General features: G+C 66.0%; 20 protein-coding genes. 4 read left to right on the top strand and 16 right to left on the bottom strand.

The features are described from left to right. Positions 1 to 52: 52 nt before the first annotated feature. A complete protein-coding gene (locus IU452_RS26020; RefSeq protein WP_228818770.1) occupies positions 53 to 349 on the bottom strand; it encodes a hypothetical protein in 297 nt (98 codons plus the stop codon). 422 nt (positions 350 to 771) lie between these two features. Between IU452_RS26020 and IU452_RS26015 the strand changes: the two genes are divergently transcribed. From IU452_RS26015 to IU452_RS26000, 4 genes are all read left to right on the top strand, one after another. Beyond that, positions 772 to 1,227 carry a hypothetical protein gene (locus IU452_RS26015; protein WP_195111804.1) on the top strand — a complete coding sequence of 152 codons (456 nt, stop codon included), beginning with the start codon at positions 772 to 774 and terminating at the stop codon, positions 1,225 to 1,227. Positions 1,228 to 1,486: 259 nt separating this feature from the next. Further along, a complete protein-coding gene (locus IU452_RS26010) occupies positions 1,487 to 2,014 on the top strand; it encodes a hypothetical protein (protein ID WP_228818806.1) in 528 nt (175 codons plus the stop codon). Between the two features lie 30 nt (positions 2,015 to 2,044). Then, a complete protein-coding gene (locus IU452_RS26005) occupies positions 2,045 to 2,605 on the top strand; it encodes a hypothetical protein (RefSeq protein WP_195111803.1) in 561 nt (186 codons plus the stop codon). A gap of 70 nt (positions 2,606 to 2,675) precedes the next feature. Beyond that, entirely contained in the window at positions 2,676 to 3,335 is a 660-nt protein-coding gene (locus IU452_RS26000; RefSeq protein WP_324192825.1) for a TMEM175 family protein, read from the top strand. A 3-nt stretch (positions 3,336 to 3,338) separates the two neighbouring features. Here the strand turns inward: IU452_RS26000 and IU452_RS25995 are convergent, their stop codons facing one another. From IU452_RS25995 to IU452_RS25925, 15 genes are all read right to left on the bottom strand, one after another. Next, positions 3,339 to 4,199 carry a methyltransferase family protein gene (locus IU452_RS25995; RefSeq protein ID WP_195111802.1) on the bottom strand — a complete coding sequence of 287 codons (861 nt, stop codon included), beginning with the start codon at positions 4,197 to 4,199 and terminating at the stop codon, positions 3,339 to 3,341. A 47-nt stretch (positions 4,200 to 4,246) separates the two neighbouring features. Further along, the gene (locus IU452_RS25990) at positions 4,247 to 6,985 is read right to left on the bottom strand and encodes an RND family transporter (protein ID WP_324192824.1); all 2,739 of its coding nucleotides are present in this window, start codon (positions 6,983 to 6,985) and stop codon (positions 4,247 to 4,249) included. A gap of 185 nt (positions 6,986 to 7,170) precedes the next feature. Then, positions 7,171 to 7,662 (bottom strand): MmpS family transport accessory protein, encoded by a 492-nt coding sequence (locus IU452_RS25985; protein ID WP_195111800.1) that lies wholly within the window; start codon positions 7,660 to 7,662, stop codon positions 7,171 to 7,173. Further along, entirely contained in the window at positions 7,659 to 9,575 is a 1,917-nt protein-coding gene (gene shc / locus IU452_RS25980; RefSeq protein WP_195111799.1) for a squalene--hopene cyclase, read from the bottom strand. The genes IU452_RS25985 and shc overlap by 4 nt, the downstream gene beginning before the upstream one ends. Positions 9,576 to 9,601: 26 nt before the next feature. After that, positions 9,602 to 10,672 carry a phosphomevalonate kinase gene (locus IU452_RS25975; RefSeq protein ID WP_195111798.1) on the bottom strand — a complete coding sequence of 357 codons (1,071 nt, stop codon included), beginning with the start codon at positions 10,670 to 10,672 and terminating at the stop codon, positions 9,602 to 9,604. Further along, entirely contained in the window at positions 10,669 to 11,667 is a 999-nt protein-coding gene (gene mvaD, locus IU452_RS25970; RefSeq protein WP_195111797.1) for a diphosphomevalonate decarboxylase, read from the bottom strand. The genes IU452_RS25975 and mvaD overlap by 4 nt, the downstream gene beginning before the upstream one ends. 14 nt (positions 11,668 to 11,681) lie before the next feature. Further along, on the bottom strand, positions 11,682 to 12,611 hold the full coding sequence (locus IU452_RS25965) for a UbiA family prenyltransferase (protein ID WP_195111796.1): 930 nt from the start codon (positions 12,609 to 12,611) through the stop codon (positions 11,682 to 11,684). Between the two features lie 11 nt (positions 12,612 to 12,622). After that, a complete protein-coding gene (gene mvk, locus IU452_RS25960) occupies positions 12,623 to 13,594 on the bottom strand; it encodes a mevalonate kinase (RefSeq protein ID WP_195111795.1) in 972 nt (323 codons plus the stop codon). Then, entirely contained in the window at positions 13,564 to 14,730 is a 1,167-nt protein-coding gene (locus IU452_RS25955) for a hydroxymethylglutaryl-CoA synthase (protein ID WP_195111794.1), read from the bottom strand. Before IU452_RS25955 ends, mvk begins: the two co-directional genes overlap by 31 nt. Then, positions 14,727 to 15,779, bottom strand: coding sequence for a hydroxymethylglutaryl-CoA reductase (locus IU452_RS25950; protein WP_195111793.1), 1,053 nt, complete (start codon positions 15,777 to 15,779; stop codon positions 14,727 to 14,729). The genes IU452_RS25955 and IU452_RS25950 overlap by 4 nt, the downstream gene beginning before the upstream one ends. Then, positions 15,779 to 16,015 carry an acyl carrier protein gene (locus tag IU452_RS25945; protein WP_195111792.1) on the bottom strand — a complete coding sequence of 79 codons (237 nt, stop codon included), beginning with the start codon at positions 16,013 to 16,015 and terminating at the stop codon, positions 15,779 to 15,781. Before IU452_RS25945 ends, IU452_RS25950 begins: the two co-directional genes overlap by 1 nt. Before the next feature lie 18 nt (positions 16,016 to 16,033). Then, positions 16,034 to 17,020 carry a beta-ketoacyl-ACP synthase III gene (locus IU452_RS25940; protein ID WP_195111791.1) on the bottom strand — a complete coding sequence of 329 codons (987 nt, stop codon included), beginning with the start codon at positions 17,018 to 17,020 and terminating at the stop codon, positions 16,034 to 16,036. Continuing rightward, entirely contained in the window at positions 17,017 to 17,739 is a 723-nt protein-coding gene (locus tag IU452_RS25935; protein ID WP_195112047.1) for a helix-turn-helix domain-containing protein, read from the bottom strand. The genes IU452_RS25940 and IU452_RS25935 overlap by 4 nt, the downstream gene beginning before the upstream one ends. 5 nt (positions 17,740 to 17,744) lie before the next feature. Next, on the bottom strand, positions 17,745 to 18,758 hold the full coding sequence (locus tag IU452_RS25930; RefSeq protein ID WP_195111790.1) for a polyprenyl synthetase family protein: 1,014 nt from the start codon (positions 18,756 to 18,758) through the stop codon (positions 17,745 to 17,747). 31 nt (positions 18,759 to 18,789) lie between these two features. After that, positions 18,790 to 19,092, bottom strand: coding sequence for a hypothetical protein (locus IU452_RS25925; RefSeq protein ID WP_195111789.1), 303 nt, complete (start codon positions 19,090 to 19,092; stop codon positions 18,790 to 18,792). Positions 19,093 to 19,144 lie beyond the last annotated feature (52 nt).

Below are 19,144 nucleotides of genomic sequence, written 5' to 3'. Positions count from 1 at the left end.
ACGACTCTCGGCAGGTTCCGGCCACGAACACGCCGGACAGGGGTGGACAGGACTAGGCCGGGCCGGTCTCGCCGTCGGCGCACACCGCCCGTGACGACCCGCCCTCGGTGCCGAGAGTGATGCCGACGCGGGTGTGCAACACCCCACCGGTATCGCGGCAGCGAATGAACGCGTGCTGACCGACGCCCGAGCCCGGTGCACAGGCGAGGGTTGCCGCATTGGGCACCGACGTGTCGAAGGTGCATCCATCAGGAGCCGACGCCGGTTCTGTGGCACCTGCGGCCCCAGCCAAGCCGAAGAGGCTCAGCGAACAGATAGCTAATGCGCAGAGAACGGTCTTGAAGGTCATGCGGGGAATGGTCCGCAGCCACAGGCGGCGGGGTCAATGCCAAACTGAACAAGGTTCATAAGCGCCCCGGTCAGAACGCCTGCTCAGGAAATCCGCTGCGGATTATCTTTCCACATTCTTAACAGCCGCAGCGCTTGCCCTACCGGCCGGTAATAGTGCGAAGAAGTACTAGACAAACTCATCTAGCAATCACACAGCTTCTCGACAGTCCCGCCGGTCGAGCGCAATCAGCAACATCTATGCGACTCGGATCGAAAGTGGCCAAGGCTCTTATTCAATGCGCATCCCATTTGGGGCAAATACCCCGTAACACCACGTTTCTGTGACCGATATCACCCATGCAAGGCATGCGCACTCCTCGCGAACAACCACATCGGAGCGCTGGACGACGCCGTCCGGCCCTGCTCAATGGAGAGATCACCATGAACAAGATCAGCACGGCCGCTGCGACAGCGGCTGCCGCCGCAGCCTTCGCCCTCGCGGGCACCGCCGTCGCCAGTGCCGAACTCAACGGGACAACGACCGTGTGCGTCGCCGGCGACTCCATCAGCATCCACGAATCACTGCCGAGCCTTGGCGATGGTCAGGGCAGCTTGACGGGCGCGGTGGCCTGTGGCGACGAGATTGTTTCCGGGGACGCTGAGGCGACAGGCGAGTTCCTGGGGACGGAGGGTTCCGCGAAAGCTGCGGGTGGGGCCACGCCCGACAGTCTTTCCGGAAGCGGACAGATGGAAGGCGCCACACCGGGAGCCGCAGGTGAGACGAAAGGTGAGGGCGCGTTGACGCCTACGGACGGTCTTTCCGCAGACGGAAAGACTGTTCTCACCGAACCTGTGGATTTCAGTCTCTCCGGTGAGGCGGGCGTGCCGGGGAGCTAGACCGGGAAGGTTGGCGTTGAAGGAACCACGGGGGCCGCACCACAGGTCTGCGGCCCCGTGGGTCAGTTGCGAGAACGCCACCGGTGCCCACGTGATCGCGATAGCATCAAGATCAACGACTCTTCTCTGGGTTTCACAGCACACGGCATGACCGGTGGAGCTCGACGCTCCGCACCGGCGCGCTCATCGCCGCACCGGTATCTCGGCATTCGACAACTGCCCTGCCCCTCGACAACCGATGCAAGGAGTCGACGTGGACATGCCTTCGCACGACCACAGCGCCATGCCCGATTCTTCGACCGCTGTCTTTCATCTGGAGTACCTCTACGGCCCGCAATGGGGGGCCGTCGTGGCCCTGATCGAGCGCGCGGCCCAATTGACCGCGGAGGAGCGCGAACGGCTCAATGCCGCTGCCGCGAAGAAGATGGAGGCCGGTATGAGCGCCTTCACCGGAGCCGGTGAAGGCGGGCTCGCGGGGCTGCTGTCCAGTCTCGGCCAACAGTCCGGCAACCCACAGCCGATGCAGATCGCAGGCGATACGGCGAAACAGTTCGGCCGCTCCCGCAACCTGCAACTTGCCGGACTGGTCGCCGGGCAGTCGGTCGCCCCCGGCGCGGGTACCGGCGATCTGGCGACCGCCCTGCAATCGCTCGGCTCGATCGGAACGCTCACCGCCGTGAGCCAGGCGGCCGCGGCCACGGTCTTGTGCGATCTCATCGGCCAGGGTCGGTTCGACCAGAGCGTCTACAGCGAACTGATGGAGCCCTGGAACAGCGTGATCGGCTGAATCCCCTACGGCGGCAAAGGAGTACCACTCATGCCCCGCCTCACTTCGGCACGGGGATACCGCACGGCGATGCTCGCGCTCGCGAGCGTCGCCGTGCTCACGGCCTGCTCGGCACACCACGGCACGACCGCGCACCCTACGACCGACCCCGACACGTCCGACTGCGCCTCCGGGGCCCGGGTGGTCGGGGGCCTGCAGAGCACATTCGGGGACCTGACGAACCAACTCGGCGGAATCGGCCCCGCCTCCGAGCGCGGCGACGTCGCCGACCTGCAACATCGCATCACCACCAGCGCCGACCTGGCCGCACGGATCACCACCCAACTCGACGGTGTCGCCGCACCCATGTCCTCCGCGGCCGCCAAACGCGCCTTCACCAACGTCGCACAGGCCAGCGACCACCTGCACACCGCCCTCCTGCAACTCGACCAGGCCGTCCGAGGCACCGGCCCGGCCCAGGGCGCGGTGGACGGCGTGCAGCAGTCCCTGAACGCGCTCAACGAATCCGTGACAACCATGCGCCTGTCCTGCTCGACGGTCTTCGCCGAATCGACCGTCACCCCGAAACCGCGGCCCACGCCGACCCGCTGACACAACCCCGCGGACGATCCGCTGCGCGTGTTGCCGAGGTCATCGGCGGTAAATCAGTACGATCTGCCTGGTGCGTGGGCTTGCTGCCAGGGCCTCCGGTCCGGAGCGGTTGTGGGCGTTATCCGACGGCGTGTACGCCATCGCGATCACGCTGTTGGTGTTGACAATCGAGGTGCGCCCCGGCCTGAACGAGGAGGAGTTCCTCGACGCGCTGCGTCGAACGATCCCCCAGATACTGGCGTACGCGCTCAGTTTCGTGGTCATCGCCGCGTTCTGGCGAGACCAGCGCCGAATCCTCCAGGGTGTCCGCCATGCCGACGACGTGACGACCCGGGCGACACTGCTAGGGCTGGGCCTGGTCGCGCTCATGCCATTCCCCACGGCACTGTTGTCCGAATACGGCCACCATCCGCAGTCGGTGGCGACCTACTCCGGCACCATCGCCGCGGTGGCGGCGGTCCACCTGGTGCTCGTGCTGTACCAGCGGCGGCATCCGGAGCTGCTCGACGCTCCGATGACACACGACGAATACCGCTTCTCCCTGCTCGATCTGGGCACAACCGTGCTGATCATGCTGTTGTCGGTGTTCATCGCCCTCGTCCTGGGCTCGGCACTCGCCGCCAAATGGATCTGGATAGTGCTGCTGCCCGCTAAACAGGTCCTCTCCGTCCTGAAGCAGCGTCTGCAGGACCAATACGAGCAGACGTCGAATTCTCATGGCGCTCGGTAACCTTCATGGTCGCTGAGTCGAGCGACGGAAAGCGTGGGAACCGCGGAGACGCGCTCGCGCGGAAGTACTGAACAGCGACGGGAAAAAGGCGGGTACCTTGCCGGCGTAGGCGCGATAGGCCGCGCCGAAGCGAGCGCCGAGGTCGCGCTCCTCCAGGACGGTGCCCAGAAAAATGTAGCCGGTCAAGCCGGCTGCCCACAGCAGGCGCCCGACCGTGAGCGTGCTCGCGCACCAGAAGCAGAGCAGCAGGCCGGTCATCAGAGGGTGGCGCACCAGGCGATAAGGACCGTGCATCTGTAGTCGGTCGGAGGTCGCGTCGGGCACCCGAATCACGTAGCGGCGGTAGGCCTGACCGATACCGAGCAGGTGGAAGTGGTTCAGCAGCAGCGTGGCCGTGTAGACCAGCACGACACCGAGCCAGAACCCGGCGTCGAGCACTATCCCGACGATGCCGTCGGCCGACCAGACCCGGTACGGCAGCGGCTGCCAGCCCAGACACAGAGCCCACACCGCCAGACAGGTCATGACGATGTAAACCGTGCGTTCGAGGGCGTCGGGCACCCAGCGGGTGATGAGCGACTTGTATGAAGACCGGGCCATGCCCGAGTGCTGTATGCCGAACAAGGCCAGCAGCAACACGTCGACCACGATCGACGGGACGGTCGACAGGTGCGGCCCGCGATCGACCGTCTTGGGCAGCCACCAGTCTCCGGCGAACAACAACAGCAGGGGCACGGTGACCCCGGCAAAGGCGTAGCCGGCGACCGCCAGTAGGAACGGGATCAGCCGACGGGGATTCATCAGCACGTCCCGAACCTGGCGCGGCGTGATCATGTCGGCGCGGTCACTCTCGGACTCGGCCATCGAACTACCTCCACATTTCGACCCCCTGCGTTGCCTGTGCGCCGTCACTACCGGACGGGCACGCGGCGTAACGGCCACCAGTACCACCGGCCCAGGCGGACGGCGATGGCGGGCAGGAGAAGTGCGCGGACGATCAGCGTGTCCAGCAGCAGGCCGATCCCGATGATCGAGCCGATCTGCACGATGATGGTGCTGCTACTGCTGACCAGGGCGAACATGGTTGCTCCGAAGACGATCCCGGCGGTGGTGACCACTCCCCCGGTGCCTGCGAACGCGCGAATGGTTCCGATCTTCAGCCCCGCACCGGCTTCTTCCCTGAGCCGCGAGGTGAACAGGAGGTTGTAGTCGGCGCCGACGGCCACCAGGGCCATGAACGTCAAGGGTGGCACGGCCCAGTGCAGCGGTTGATGCAGGAGGTGCTGCCAGACCAGCACACCCACGCCCAGTGCGGAGAGGTAGGAGAGCACGGCCGTTGCCAAGACTGCCAGGGCTGCCACGAGGCTGCGCAGCATGATCAGGATGATGAGGAACAGCAGGATGAGCACGATGATCATCAGGATGCGAAAGTCGTGGGCGGCGATCGTCCGGATGTCGGCCATCGTCGCGCCGACGCCGCCGACCGCCAGTGCGCTGCCCTGCAGCGGAGTGTCCTTGATCGCCGCCGCCGCGGCGTCTTCGATCGCCCGGGCGCGGGCGATCCCCTCGGCACTGAAGCTTTCGCTCTCGCCGTAGACGATGATCCGCGTGGTCTTCCCATCCGCGGAGATCAGGTATTTCAAGGCGGTCTGGAAACGAGGGTCGGAGAAGGCTTCCTCCGGAAGGTGGAATGGCCCGGATCCGCTTGCGCTGGTGTTGTTTCCCAAGCCTTGGAGATACGTGGTGAGGTCGCGCAATTGCGGGACGAGGATCCGAACCATGCCGGTCATGGCTTCGGCCGAGGACTGCATCCGAGCGATCGAGCTCTGCAGTGCCGGAATACTGCCGCCCGCGGCTCGCATCGCCTCCAATGCGGTATTCGATCCCTGGATGATCTGCTCCACCGTTGCCGAGACCTGTCCCACGTCGTCGAGTGCCCCCAGGGCGCGCTGTGCGGTCGTGCACAGCTGCTCGCCCGCACAGTTCAGGTGATCGATGAATGGCCGTGCCGGAGCGGCTATTTCGTTGACATCGGCGGCCAGTTGCTGCAGCTGCCCGGTCTGGGCTCGCACATCGCTCAAACCAGCGGTGACCCGGTCCAGCCCGGCGCTGCCGCCGTCCACCTGCTGCGCCAGGGAGTCGAGTTCGCCGATCACGTTCCGCAGGCTGTCGTCGAGGGCGGACAGCTCCTCGAAGCGTTGTTCGAGGACCATCGAGCCCAGATCCAGCCGGTTGCCGATGTAGCCGGCCTGATACAGGACCGAGCCCTGCTCCAACCGCACGCCGAGCGGGCGGGTGGCGCTCTGGACCGCGCTGACGTCGGCAATGCGGGCGATACTCGCCGTGATCTGTTCGATGGCAGTCAGATCCGAGGAGTTTCGCAAGTCGTGATCGGCGGAAATCAGCAGAAAGTCGGGCGAGAGACGGTTTTTCGGGAAGTGCCGGTCCGCCGCCTGGTAACCGAGGTTGCTCGGGGTGTCACCCGGTTGCATGGCTCGCTCGTTGTAACCGATTCGAATGGTCGGCAATGCCGCCGCGCACAGCACCAGCAGGGCGATGCAGGCACAGAGGATGGGGACGGGCCAGCGCACGACATGGGTTCCGATCCGCCGCCAACGGCGGGGTGAGCGCGTCGGTCTCGGCTCCAGGAACCCCAGGTGGCGGTAGATCTCCACCAGCGCGGGGGTCAACGTCAAGGCCGCGGCACCACCGATCAGCATCCCGATCGCACTGGCCGGGCCCGCGGTGCGCAGCAGTCCCAGCTGGCTGGTGCGCATGCAGGCGCAGGCGGCGGCCAGGGTCAACGCCGACGCGACGATCACCGGCGCAACCGAGCGGTAGGCATTGCGATGGGCATCGACGAATCCCATGCCCTGTCGCCGGGCCTCCTGGTAGCGGCCGAGGAAGAAGATTCCGTAGTCCGTGCCGGTGCCCAGGATCAGCCCGGACGCCAGGGCACTGGCGAAGATCGACACCTCGATCAGATCACGTTCACCGAGCAAGGCCACGACGGGGCGGGTAACGGCGAGAGTGAGCCCGACCGTGATCAGCGGAACCGATGCCGTCACCGCGGAGCGATACACGACGAGCAGCAACAGCATGATCACCACGGCGGTGACGGCGGTCAATATGAGCATGCTGCGGTCGGCCGTGGTCAGTGTGTCACCGGCCGTGGTCGACGGGCCGGTCACATAGACGTTCAGGCCGGCCGGTTTCGGCTGGGCCGCAACGAGATCGCGCACGGCCTGAATGGACTGCTGCGCCTGGGTCGTACCCATCTCGCCCGTCAGCCGCACCATGACATAGGCGGCCTTGCCGTCGGCACTCTGATTGGCCACCGCCGTCTGTGGATTCGACCAGACGTCCATCGCCGATTGCACATGCGACCGGTCCTTCAGCAACTCGGCCAGCAGGTCGCTGTAGTAGCGGCGATCACCGTCGCCCAGCGGGTCGTCCGGCCGCTCGAGGAGCACGAAAACGATGTTGTTGGTATCGGATTCGTCGAAGGCCGCTCCCATCTCCTTCAGGGCGACCGCCGAGATCGCATTGCCGGGTACGAATCCCCCGGAGTGGTTTTCGATCACTCGTTCCAGCTGCGGGCCTGTCACATTCAAGGCAGCGGCGAGCACGACCCAGGCCCCGACCGCCACAGGGGCCCACCGGCGAAGAATTCTCGAGACGCTGCGTCGGCCCGACTCCGCCGATGCGTCCGTGCCGCGCACGATATCGAGGACCGCACGGACAAGCAGGCGAGCGGCGCGCGCGAACGATCCTCGGCGAAGCGCATCGGCGAAGGTTGGATTGCCCGGACCGAACATGGGATCGACCTCCTGAGTCACACCGCAGGCAGATTGCAGCTGACGACGGCGTGCGGTCCGGCCGCCGAATCCCGGGCCCGCTCTTCGCCGTCGACGAGGATGCGGCACTGCAGCGAACCTTCATCCGATCCGGCGAGCACTCCGGCGGGGATCGCCCGGCCGTTGGTGTGTATCTGCGTCGACCACGGAAGAGATTTCTCCCCCTTTGCGGCATTCGACTGCTCGTCCAAGTAGCTGACTCGACCGAATGCAGCACCCTGCGCAGTGATCTCGTAGGTGACCGTCTTATCGCCCACATTCACATTCGCCGCAGGAGTTCTCTCTCCTTCGCAGTCACATGCCATCGCGACCTCCTCGCGGAGCAGCAGAACCATCCCCATGACGGCGAGCGCGGCAACCACGACCAGGGCAATCCAGTATCGGGCGAGCCAGGAGTCACCCCGCCTCAACTCGAAGTCGCCGGTCCGTCGCCGCATGTGCCGTCGCGCGATATCGGGTTGCCCTCTCATCGCAATGCCGCCTGTCGTTCTCGGCGGGCGTGCGCCGCGACGTACAGGCCGAGCGCGCGCAGCGGAAACACCAGCCGCATGAGGTGGAAGTTGAAATAGAGGTCACCGGGATAGCCCGTGGCGGTGTGCTGCGGTTCGTCCCATGTGCCGTCGGGTCGCTGGTGCTGGACGAGCCAGCCGATGCCGCGGTCGACCGTGGGCGACAGCTCTTCCGCCGCCAGCAGGGCGAGCAGCGCCCACGCCGTCTGGGAGGGCGTGGAGGTGCCGCGCCCGCCCCAGGCCGGGTCGGCATAGGAGCGCGGGTCCTCGCCCCAGCCGCCGTCAGGGTTCTGATGGTCGCACAGCCACCGGATCGCCCGGCGGACAGGCAGTTCCGCCGGGTGAGCACCGGTGGCCATGAGCGCCGGTATTGCGGCACCGGTGCCATAGATGTGATTGACCAACCATCGTCCGGACCACGAACCATCCTCTCGCTGGGAACGCAGCAGCCATGCCACCCCCCGGCGGACGGTTTCCGACCGGGCTGGTCCCGCCAGGGCCAGCGCCTCGACGACGTGCGCTGTGACGTCGTTGGTCGGAGGGTCGACGAGCTGGCCCGACTCGAAGTACGGCACCTTGGCGCATAGTGTGCTTGTGTTGTCGGCGTCGAACGCACCGAACCCGCCGTCCCGCGACTGCATCCCGGCCAGCCACCGGGTCGCGCGACCGATGGCTCTGTCGATGTCGGCCGCACGAGTCCGATCCTGTACGCGGCGAAGTGCCACCACGGCGACCGCCGTACAGTCTGTGTCCGGATAGCTTTCGTTGCAGAACTCGAACGACCAGCCCCCGGGGGCCAGATCGGGCCGCCGCACAGACCAGTCGCCCGGACCGTGAGTCTGGTGATCGAGCAGCCATCCGGCGGCCTCGAGGAGCGCCGGATGGTCGCCGGGCACCCCCGCATCGGCAAGTGCCCCGATCGCCAGCGCGGTGTCCCAGATCGGGGACTGGCAGGTCTGGAACCGGCGAAGGACGCCGCGGGAGGTCTTCTCCCGGATCGTGAGCCGATCCAGGCCGTCCAGGCCCCGCCGCATGACCGGGTGGTCCAGGTCGTACCCGAGAAGATGGAGCGCGATCAGCGAGTAGACCCAGGGCGTTTGGATGCCGCCCCACGAGCCGTCGGCCTCTTGACGGGCCAGGATCCATTCGGCCGCACGCCGCAGCGCCGCACGGCGCAGCCTGCGGACCGGCCGCCGCTCGTAGAGATGCAGCACGCGGTCGAGACCGCCGAACACGGCACGCCACCTCCGCGGGCTCACCCGCTGTGGACGCCTCCCGGTATTCAAGTGGGACAGGTCGATCGGCAGCGGTCGGCAGGGCCGCACCGCCGTGATGATGGTCAGCGGCACGATCGTCTGACGCGGCGGGGCTGCCCAGTCGTACAGGTTCAGCGGAGCCCACGCCGGGAGGAACATCACCTCCGGCGGCATGGCCGGAAGATCATGCCAGGACCCCTGGCCCAACAACGCCAGCCAGATTCGGGTGAACAGTCGCGCCGAGCCGATGCCTCCTTGACCGCGGATGTAGGTTTCGGCCCGCACCATGTGCGCTTCGTCCCGGTCGTCCCCGGCCAGGCGCAGCGCCACGTAGGCCTCGATGGTCGTCGACAGGTTGGGCGGCCCGCCGAAGAAGATGCTCCACGTACCGTCGTCGTTCTGGCATGAACGGATCCAGGCCGCCGTCTCCACCGTGATCTGCTCGGTGCGGATGCCGAGAAATTCACGCAGGAGCAGGTCCTCGGCCTCCATCGTGACGTTCGACTCGACCTCGCCCGTCCACCATCCGGCCTCGGACTGCAGGCCCAGCAGATGGTCACGCGCGGCATCGCGGCTCGTCACGACGTTGGCGAATGCAGAGGCTCCGTTGCCACTCATCCGAGTTCACCTCCATGGTGTTCCGACTATCGAGGCTCCGAGACCCGCAACGACAGCGGCCGGATACCCGATGCGCGCCACAGCGCCCGCAGTTGCGCTGCGGCTGAACGGCTTTCGGCGTCGAGCAGCGCGATGCCGCAATCACCGCCGCCCGCGCCCGCGGGTTTCGCTGCGCCGCCGCAGGCCGCGGCGGCGTCGCACAGGGCGGTCAGGCGATCGGTGAAGATGCCCAGCCGGGCAACGCTGTCGAACTCGTGCAACAGCCCGCGGGCTCGCCCGACTTGGTTGAGCAGTTCCGAATCATTGCCCTCCACAATCGCTTTCACCATCGCCGCGACACAATTGGCGCTGCCGTTGCGGAAGGCGCGGTAAGGCGGTGCGGTCAGGTCGAGCTTGCCGACCTGCTCCCCCGTCGACGCCGGTGTTCCAGTCCAGCCGACCAACAATTCGGTCCTCGTCGCGGCCCGTAGCGGGGTTACCGACAATCCGGGCCATGGCGCATGGATCGTTTCCCAAATCCCGTGCCGCGCCAGCATGTCCAGCACCGCCGCGCGGTCGGGAGATCGATAGTGAAGCCATCCACCCCAGACGCACGCGGCGAGGTCGGCGCCGGATGGGCGAGGGTCCACTCGGGCGGCGGCGATCAGGGCGAGCCGGTAGGTCTCGTCGGCATGCGGATGCCAGCCGTGGTATCGAGCCACGGCCTCGACCACCCCGACGGTGACGGCCGCACTGGACCCGAGTCCGAGTTTGATGCCCTCGTCGTGCAGCGTGCTGGCGATCGCCACCGAGATCGACCGCACTGGTCGCCCCAGATCCGTGAGCAGTTGTCCGGTGACCTCGAGTGCCGAGATCACATAGGCCCATCGACTGTCGACAACCGATTCGTCCACGGGCGCCAGACGACCGCCGCTCCAGCCGAAACGCGCTGTGTGATCGCCGATGTCCGTCGTCACCGTCACATCGGCATCCCGTCCCGCCGCAACATCGACCGTGACGTACCGGTCGACCGCGATGAGAAGTGCGCTGCCGCCGGGCTCGACCACCGCGAACTCGCCCGCGATGAAAAGCTTTCCGGGAACCCGCCGCGTAATCACTGCTCCCCCCGCGATATCCGCGCTGCAGGTCCCGGCCGGGCGATCCGCACCGAAGACGTGCAGTCCAACGCTTTCAGCGCTGCGGCTACGTCATCGACCGCCGCACCGGGGCACAGCACCTTGACATTGGGCCCCGCATCCATCGTGGCGTAGGCCGCGATGCCGTTCTGCCGCAGGAGAACCACCCGATCGACCACCTCGAGTGAAGCGGGCGACAGGTAGCGAACCGACGGTCGTGCGGCCAACATCGTGGCGTGCATCCCGAACGCATTGCGTTCGGCGATCTCACCGACCGCGGCCGCATCACCGCGTGTGATGGCGCACCTCATCTCGGCCAGATCAACAGTGCTGGACACGGCCCATGACCAATACAACGGTGACGTTGCGACGGTGTGCCGCATGGCTTCTCGGCTCGACACCGACTTGTGGCGCTCGTCGACCACCGCCACCACCAACGCCAGATCGAGGGCGGCATCGATCGGCTCCGCATAGGACGACCGATCCCCGGCCGCGCCGATTCCCGTTCCGGCATGCCACACCGTGAAGCCACCGAATATGGACCGGCTCGCCGATCCGGATCCGCGTCGAGCCAGTCTCGATAGGTCGGCCGGGGCAACCGTCCAACCGAAGCAGGCGGTGGCCGCAACCGCCAGCGCGGCAAACCCACTGGCCGAGGAGGCCAGACCGGCACCGGTCGGTACCGAGTTGTGTGTCTCGACGGCGACGCGGCCGCTGCGCCCGGCCAGCGCCCGGATCAGGTCGAGGAACCGTACGATGCGGCCGTACATCTCCCCTATAGCCGGAATTCCGTCGACGGTGACCGTATCGCGCTCGGCGCCCGGTGCAAGTCGGACCGTGGTCGTGGTCGGATAAATATCGAGCGTCATCGACAGACTGCCGGTGATCGGCAGGATGAAGTCCTCGTCACGCTTGCCCCAATACTTGACCAGCGCGATATTCGGATATGCGATCGCGGTGACCGTGCGGCTGTCCATATCCGACTCCCCCACTACCGGACGATCACTCCGGCGATCGTGACGACGTTCATCGCCGCGAAGGTGGAGATGGTTCCGACGTGAGTCAGCCTCGCGGCTCTCTTGTCGAAACCGACGCTCAGTGTGCGCGTGAGGGTGGCCAGCACGATCCCCCAGCCGAGCAGGATCGCGGCACCCACTACCGCAACGATGAGCGGCATCGGATACAGCACGCAGAACAGCAGCCACGCCGGGAGACCGGCGATCTGCGCCGCCCACGCCGTCCAGCACGAGCGCCGCACACCGAACACCACCGGGGTCGTGCGCCGCCCGCCCGCCGCGTCGTTGTCGGCATCACGCACGTCCTGGGCGATGCCTTCGCCCAAGCCCGCGAACAGTGCCACGAAAACCGCGTAGGGCCAGGCGATGTGCCATTTGCCGGTCTCGATGACCAGGCCCGCGATGGCGAATATCAACAGCCAGATCGTCGGCCACATCAGCTGTGGCCAGATCGGCCGCCCCGAAAGCCGCAGCGGCGGAACGTTGTAGGCGGTAGCCACGACGACCGCACCGGCCACCAACGCACCGACAAGTGGCGAGAGCGCGAACCCCAGCGCGATTCCGGTCAGGCTGAGCAGCGCGCCGAGCACGATGAAATCACCGGCTCGGCCGCGGCCGGTGGCCAATTCACGCTCGCTGCGCGACTTTTCCGAACTCGCCCGGTCGACCTCGACGTCCATCGCATCGTTGACCAATGTGGCGCCCACATGGATCGTCCCCAGCGCAAGGCCGCCGACGAGGATCTTCCACGGCGGTACCCACTGGGTGTACAGGACACAGAAGAACGTCAGCGGTGGAAGAATGTCGAACCAGATCCGCTCCGAGATTCTGGCCGACCACAGCAGGCTGCTCACCCGCTCGGCCTGCGTCGGTCCGATCGCGAACCGCACAGCAGTATCGATCATGGTTCGAACTGTCATGAGTCACCTCGTCCCGTATGAGTGGGCCGGGATACCGCCAGGGGCATCGTGAAACAGCGCTCGGCACCCGCCTGCGTCAGTGCGTCGGCGATGCCTTGCGCATTCGCCGAATCGGAGGTCAGTGCGACGACACAGCCACCGAGCCCGCCGCCTGAAAGCTTGGCGCCCAAGGCGCCCGCGGCAAGCGCACTGTCCACCAACGCGTCCAGTTCGGCGCAGCTCACTCCCAGCTCGGTCAGAATCGCGTGCGCCTCGGTCATTTTCACGCCCAGCTCGCGGTGGCGTCCCGAAGCGAGATCGTCACGGGCCCCGGCCACCAACCGACCCGCGCGCATCAGCAATGCGCTACCGGCTTCGCCCAGCGCACCGAGTCGATCACGAACGGCGGCGACAGCACACCGAGTGTTGCCCGGAATCCCGGTATCGGCGACGGCCAGCCAGGCCCTGCCTGAAACCCGCAGCGGTCCAGTAGATCCCGCGTGGAACCAGACAGGCTCCGTCGAGGTGACCGTTCGCGCATCGATACCGCTGGCGCGACCGTGCGCGAGCTGCTCGCATTTCTGAACCAGGTCGTAACAGGTCTGTTCGCCCAGCAATGTATTCCGTACCGCCGCAACGGATCTGATCACCGCGTCAGCCGTCGCCGCACTCGACCCCAGTCCGCGCCCGAGCGGAATCCCGCCGACGATATCGATCCGGAGGCCGTCGTCCGGCACGTTCAGGTACTCGCAGGCGGTCGTCACCGCCATCCGCGCGAACTCGATCGCCTCGACAGGCCCGCCACCGATCACATCGGACCGAATGACCATCGGCCCGTCGATAAGCCTGGCCTGCGCGGTCACCGTCAGCGACGGCACCGGCAACGCGATGGCAGGCTGCCCGTACAGCACCGTGTGCTCGCCGAGCAGAATCAGCTTCGCGTGGCTCGTCGCGACGCCTAGCCGGAGGCTTCGTAGATCCTGCGACATCCGCGCACCGCCGAGAGCCGGAACGGACCGCGCCCCTCGACGCGAATGTCCCGGTCCCGGTCGGGGTCGGGTTCGCGGCGCAGTGCCAGATATTTTTCATAGGAGATGCCGACACGGTTGGTGATCACCGACCGATTCACCTCGGTCCGCAGGTGCCGGCGGTATCCCGGAACCACGGTGACCGAGAAGAATTCGGCGACGCAGCCCGATCCGTAGCTGAACAAGCCGATCGGCTTGCCCGCGAGGTCGTCGGCATGATCGAGCAGCGACAGCAGCGCTATATACAGCGAGGCCGTATAGCTGTTGCCGATTGCGGCGTTGTAGATGGTCGTGGCGTGCAGATCCCGGTGCAGGCGCTCGTCCGTCGCGGCGACGCCGTTCATTTCCAGCAGCCGGGCGTGCGCCTTATACGCCATCCTCGTGAAGGGCTGGTGGTAGCAGAAGGCCGCGAACGCCGACAGCTCGTGCCCGCCGCGCGTCTCGTAGTCCTTCCATGCCTGTTCGACGGCGTGCAGATACGCCGCGATCGACAACTTCCCGTCCGCGATCGCCGTCGTCCTATGGTTGGGACGCCAAAAGTCCGCGATGTCGGCGGTATACACACCCGACACCGGTTCCACCACCGCGACCGCGGGTTCGGCCGCGATCAACATCGCGACGGCGCCGGCGCCCTGCGTGGGCTCGCCTTTCGAGTCCAGGTCGTAGCGGGCCACATCCGTCGCGATCACCAGCACCCGCTCGGTGGGATCGCGAGCCACCATCGCTGCCGCCATCTGCAGCGCGCACGTGCCCGAGTAACATGCCTGCTTGAGTTCCACCACGCGGGTGGCCGGTGGCAGACCGATCAAGTGATGGACGTAGATCCCCGCCGACTTCGCTTGGTCTATTCCGGTTTCCGTCGCAAGCAGCACGGTGCGAATGCCGCCGGTGCCGTGCCGGTCGATGATCCGGCGCGCCGCGCACGCCGCCATCGTCACGATATCCTCATCCGCCGCCGGCACGGTCTGGGCGGTTTGGCCCAGGCCCACAATATATTTCGCAGCATTCACGCCGTGATGTGCCGCTAGCGTCGCCGAATCCAGGGCGTAATGCCCGCTGGAAAAGGCGATGTCGTGAATTCCTACTGACACATTCATTTGTGATCCCCGTTGAGACTGCGTTCCATACGCACATGTGCACGCATGAGCTCGCCGGGTACGGTCTGCGCGGCCATCAGCGACAGCTCGCCGCACAGCACCGTCGCGGCGACGATCCCCGCCAATCTGCGGGCGTTCTCGCCGACACCTCGCTCCGCCCGGCAGCCGAGCCGGGTGAGGTTTTCCTCGACGAAGTCGATCGATTTGCCGTTCCCCGTGGTGCCCACGATCAGATTCGGCAGGCTGCACGAGAAGTAAAGATCACCGTCTCGGTCCTCGGCATGGGTAATGCCTTGCGAGCCTTCGACGATATTGGCGCCGTCCTGTCCGGTCGCCAGGTAGACGGCCAACAGCATGTTGGCATAGTGCGCATTGGCGCTGCGCACTCCGCCCGCCAGCGTGGTCCCGATCAGATTCTTCCGGACGTTCAGGTCGACGATCCGCCGCGCGGTGGTGTGCAGAGTCTGGGCGACAACCGCGACGGGTACGAGAATCTCCGCGATGGCATTCTTACCGCGCCCCAGGATTCCGTTGACCGCGGACGCCTTCTTATCGGTGCAGTAGTTGCCCGAGATGGAGCCGTACCGGACACCGGGTATGCCGGCCACGATCCCCTCGATCAATCGCTGCGCGGCCAGCGTCACCATGTTGTGGCCCGCCGCATCGCCGGTGGTGAATTCGAACCGGACGAAAAGTATGTTTCCCACTATTTGGTGCCGCATCGCCACCAATCTGGCGAATCTGCTTGTCGTGGAGACGATTCGACGCAGCTCGGGCAGTTGGTCGTGGAGTGCCTGGGCCGCCGCGAAGGCGTCGCACGCCGAATCGGTTTCCAAGAGAATCGAGCGGGTCATCCGGTCGTCGACCACCGTCACGACCACTCCGCCATCGCACTGGCGCGACACCCGCGCTCCCCGCGCGACCGAAGGCCACAGCGGCGATTCGTAGGTCGCCAACGGTACGCAGACGTTGTCGTTCACGGCATTGCCGGTGATCCTGATCGGGCCGATCCAGGACAGCGGGACGGCCGCGACCCCATCGGCGTTCATCAGCCCATCTTCTGGTTGAGGAGATCGATCAGCTCCCGGAACGTCGTGGTCTCGGCGAGCTCTTCCTCGGGAAGCGGTATGCCGTAGAGCCTCGACAACTTTTCCCCGAGCTCCACGAGCACCAAGGAATCGAAGTCGAGATCGTCGTAGGTCGTGGTCTCGTCGATGGGTCCGGAGAACTCTTCGAAATACTCGTCCATGATCGCGGAAATCTCCGCCAAACCTATCCTGGTCATGGTTACGTTCCTTCACCTTCATAACTCGGGCCAGGTCAACGCGACCGAGCCCCAGGCCGTGCCACCACCGAACGCGGTGAGGACGATCCGATCCCCCGCGCGCAGCTCGCCCCGAATGTGGTCGAGGGCAAGTGGAATGGATGCGGCACTGGTGTTGCCGACACGGTCCAGGTGGACCGCGGCGCGCTCCCGCGGCATCCCGAGTTCGTCGGCGACCGCGCGCAGTATTCGCACATTTGCTTGATGTGCGACGAGTTTCGTGACGTCATCGCCGTCCCACCCGGCCTTCTTGGTGACGGCCGCCGACGATTCGACCATCCGCCGCACTGCCTCGGCGAACACATGGCGCCCCTGCATGGTGAAGTACGGGCTCCACTGCGCCTCCGCTCGCGAGGAGCGGGCGCGGGCGCCTCCACCCGGAATCATGATCAAATCGGCATGGCTACCATCCGATCCCAGATCTATCGCCTGCACGGCCCCTGGTTCCTCCGGCTGCCCGGCGCGCAGGACGACGGCGCCCGCCCCATCACCGAAGATCGCCGCGGTCGACCGATCGTGCGGATCCAGGATGGTGCTGTAGATTTCGGCGCCGATCACCATCGCGCGCTCGGCCATCCCGGACTCGACGAGCGCGGTCGCGACCGCCATTCCGTACACGAATCCGGCGCACACCGCGCTGATGTCGAAGGCCGGGACGGTGCCCGATCCGAGCCGGGCCGCGACCGCGGGTGCGGTGGCCGGGCAGAGGTGGTCCGGTGTGGTCGTGGCCAGTACCAGCAGATCGATGCTCGCCGCATCCTCGCCGCCCAGGGCGCGCATACCGGCCTCGTACGCGAGGTCGCTGGTGGTCATGCCTGGCGGACTGTAATGGCGCGCGTGGATTCCGGTGCGCTGCACGATCCACTCGGGCGACACCCCGAGCCGCTCGGCGATCTCGGAATTGCCGATCGGCGGACCGGGAAGGAATCCGCCCAGACCCGTGAGGACGGCAGCCGTGGACTTCATCTTTCGCCTCCGCATGCGATCGCGAGGACCTCGTCCAGGTCGTACTTCGGCCGGCCGTTCGAGCCGTAACGCCGCAACCTGCCCCGGTGCGCCCATTGCCGAATCGTCGCCTCCGGCACACCCGCCACCAACGCGGCCGCCTTGGTCGGCACCATTCGATGGCACGCACTCCGAGTCGGCGCCGGGGATTCTCCCCGGACTCGCAGCACCCAGTTCGCCACCGTCCCGCTGTGCCCGCGCATGCAGCTGATCACCCTCGAGGTGCCCGTCCCCCAGTCGAACCGCAGTGCCGCGCCACACCCTGGCTCCGGGCAGGACCCGACCGGGTCCCCCGCGTCGCGCTCGACAGCGGCCAGCGTCATCCGCTCCAGATCATCGATCTCCTCGACGAAATCGGGCGCGCTCGAATGAGCGAGCAGCCAATCGGCGTGTGCGGCAAGGAATCGGGTCAGGTCGGCGATGTCGGGAGCGGGCTGGTGGGGTAATGCCCGCTCATCGACGATCATGTCCGCCCACTCGGCCAAGACATCCACAATCCGGCGCCGGATATCCACCAGCACCGCGTAAGGCCCGCCAGCGCCTCGCACCGGCCTGCGCGACAGGTTCATCGCAGGCGAGCCCGGACGCAGGGTCATGGACTCGAGGCACTCGTCGTACAGAAGTCGCAGCAGCGACAGTTGGTCTCGGACAACCCGCGCGCTGGGCTCGGGGACACACATTCGACTCACCGGACCCGTTCGACCGTCATTTCGACGAGCTGTCGCAGCGCGTCATTACCCGCTCCCCGCGGCAGCGCCGCGAGCAATGATTCGGCCTCGGCCTTCAGTGAATCCAGCACCCGCACCGTTTCTGCTATGCCCGGCGACCGGGCCACCAGACGCAGTGCCTCGGCAACTTCTGCCTCGGACTCGAGTGGATGGGACAGCAACCGACGTAATCGATCCGCCTCCGTCCCCTGTGCGCGCAATGCGAAGAGCACCGGCAGCGTATGAACACCCTCCCGCAGATCGGTGCCCAGTTCCTTCCCCGACAGCTGCTGATCGGCCACGAGGTCGAGGAGGTCGTCGGATATCTGGAATATCAGGCCCAGAACGTTCCCGAATTTGCGTAGACGTTCCACTTCGTCCGATGTAGCACCGGAGAAGGTGGCGCCCGCTCCTGCGCACGCCTCGATCAGGGCACCGGTCTTGTCACGGATCACGTCCATGTAATGAGCAACCGGATCCTCGTCGGGGCGCACTCCAATGGATTCGCGCATCTCCCCGGTGAGCATCCGGATCAAGGTGTCTTCCACCATCTGCTCGAGTTCTTTGCCGTCGATTTGTGTCGCCAATCGGAAGGCGGTGGCCAGCAAATAGTCTCCCGCGAGGATCGCGACGGTATTGTTCCAGCGGGCATTTGCACTCACCACGCCCCGGCGCAGTGGCGCCTCGTCTATGACATCGTCGTGATACAGCGAAGCCAGATGGGTCAGCTCGGCCACCGCGGCCGCCGTGACCACCTGCGGATCATCCGGATGCGGACCCAGCTGTGCGCTCATGATGGTGAACAATGGCCGAAACCGTTTGCCACCGGCGTTCACCAGATGCAGTGCCTTGTCGACGACGATCGACGGGCCGTTCGAAATTTCGGTCACCAAGAGGTCTTCCACCTGGCCCAATGCGGTGCGGACCGAGTCGCTGATCAGCTGCTGGTCGTCGACCTCGATCCAGCTCTCAGCGGTTGCCGGCAGCCCCATGACTTTCTCCAAACTTCCTGTGTCCCGGGAATTACCGTGACTGCGGAGGCGTGACCGCCTCGAGTCGCTGAACCAGATCGGTGGCCGCTGCAAGGACTTCCTCGAGCAGACCGAACTGTGTATTGGCGCGTTCTATCAATTCCTTTATCGACACCAGCGCGGTACCCGTTTCAGCCAGGCGTCGCTCGGTGGCCTGCATTATTGTTTCGACCGAGGCCAATGTGCTCTCGACGGCGGTGAGCGTCTCGTCAGCGTGTTGTAACGCGGCGTCGACACTCACGAGGGTGCTATCTGCCCGCCCCAGCATATTGATCGGACCTTCGAACAATCCCATATGGAAATTTCACCTTCTTCGCCAACGACACCGATGAGTTCGCCGACCCCGG

The organism is Nocardia transvalensis, from assembly GCF_015477765.1.
Classification (GTDB): Bacteria; Actinomycetota; Actinomycetes; order Mycobacteriales; family Mycobacteriaceae; genus Nocardia; species Nocardia transvalensis_A.
Note: the sequence above shows the minus strand (reverse complement) of the source record. Positions and strands in the feature narration are given on the sequence as shown.